The 1,162-nt window shown below is 36.1% G+C and carries 1 protein-coding gene and 1 pseudogene; both read right to left on the bottom strand.

Going from position 1 to position 1,162, the window contains the following annotated elements; all coding sequences use genetic code 11:
* Nucleotides 1-331 (bottom strand): annotated as a pseudogene (locus ACM0OY_RS40395) (hypothetical protein); the annotation flags it as partial.
* Nucleotides 328-1,119, bottom strand: coding sequence for a hypothetical protein (locus ACM0OY_RS40390; RefSeq protein WP_414574298.1), 792 nt, complete (start codon nt 1,117-1,119; stop codon nt 328-330). The pseudogene ACM0OY_RS40395 and the gene ACM0OY_RS40390, both read right to left, overlap by 4 nt.
* Nucleotides 1,120-1,162: the final 43 nt, after the last annotated feature.

The raw sequence follows: 1,162 nt of genomic DNA, 5'->3' as shown, positions 1-1,162 counted from the left end.
CTAGTTTTGCACGAGCGTCACCATCCCCCTCATTATCTTGTGTTTGTTCTGTAGCAGTAATAGTTTCCCCTGGCTTTTGAGCAATCTTTTCCGGTGGAGAAGGATTAAATACTCCATTGAGCATTAAAAATATAGCTAAAAATCCAACTCCAAAAGGCACAGCAATTATCCCTAATCGTGACCAAGGAGAAGTAACAAAATTGTGCTTAGTAGGAACTAATAAACTTTCCGGTTCTAGCTGTTTGTCAGGGTTATTTTTGTGGTCAGCATCACCCATACTCAGTAGTTTGTCTATAGTTGATACAGACTCTTTACCGTTGTTTTCGCTCATTTCTTTCTCCCAAAGTTTAAATCTACAATTTCTGTAATTTCTAATCCGGCGCGACGGGCTGCATAAATCTTCTTAGCTAACTCAGTGGTATTAGCTGGGATATATTCTGGATTAGAAATTGAAGAAACTGTAACGGTTTTATTGAAAGCAATTCCTTTACCTGAGTTATACTCACGCTCAAAAGTTACCAGTGTACCAATAAAATCTATTTCCCATTTCCCTGATTTAATTTGACGTGGTTGGGATATGAATCTGGGAATTAAAGATACTTGAGTATCACCATTGAATATACCTGTCGGAGTGATTGATGCTAATTTCTTGAGAAAGGCGGGGCGAAATCCTTCATTTTCACTTAAAGCAAATGCAGCATCATAGGCTCTAGTCGTAACCCTACTATTAGATTTATTATTAAGTCTACCTACTTCTACCCCAGTATCTTGCTTAGTGATAGATTCTCCTTTCTCATTAAATGCTTTTACTAATCCATCCCAATTAAATGTAGTAATAAATGTATCAGATACAAATTTTTTAATTACTTCATCAGACCGTTCTTTTGGGTCTACTGCTCTAGCGGCAATTGTCTCTCCTGATGAGAGTTGTACTAATGCCAACTGTTTTTTATTTAAAACACTAATCGCTCCATAATTTAGAAATTGTAATAATAGAGAAAGCGCAGCCATTGAAAAACCAGCTAGAGAAATTATCCCAACTCTTGTTGTTACATATTTGTTGTGGCTAAGTAATTGTAAGGGTTCTTTTAGTTGAGGTTTATTTTTTTGATTCAGCATAGGTTTTATTTAGCTAATTTCCCGACTAAACTACCACCTTTAG

The sequence above is a fragment of the Nostoc sp. CCY 9925 genome, from assembly GCF_963920935.1.
Taxonomy (GTDB): Bacteria; Cyanobacteriota; Cyanobacteriia; order Cyanobacteriales; family Nostocaceae; genus Nostoc.
The sequence above is the reverse complement of the archived record's forward strand: the minus strand, read 5'-3'. Positions and strand labels throughout refer to the sequence as shown.